1 protein-coding gene is annotated in these 255 nt (G+C 43.9%); it reads right to left on the reverse strand.

Features of this window, described 5'->3' with window-relative positions:
* Nucleotides 1-181, reverse strand: a 181-nt coding sequence (locus tag CSQ79_RS26970; protein WP_502693975.1) for a transposase, incomplete at its 3' end; no start/stop codon positions are given.
* Nucleotides 182-255 lie beyond the last annotated feature (74 nt).

Consider the following 255-nt stretch of genomic DNA (forward strand, 5'->3'; position numbering starts at 1 on the left):
GAAAGTGCTCTAGCATACCTGCAATGAAGCCTGTAGACATGTCTATACAGGCATCTGTAATTGCTATGGGCTCAACTCCTTTGGTTTTAAGGTGATCTTTGATCTGCCCAATAGTATCTGCATCTTTACCAGGAGTCACATGAATGACACGTCTTGAGGCTAGATCTGCTGCTACCGTCACATAATCGTGACCTTTTCTTACTGAGGTCTCATCAATGCCTAGCTGCGTAACCGAACTCTGATCATCTGAATGAT

Origin of the sequence: Gloeocapsopsis sp. IPPAS B-1203 (assembly GCF_002749975.1) — a bacterium.
Lineage (GTDB): Bacteria > Cyanobacteriota > Cyanobacteriia > Cyanobacteriales > Chroococcidiopsidaceae > Gloeocapsopsis.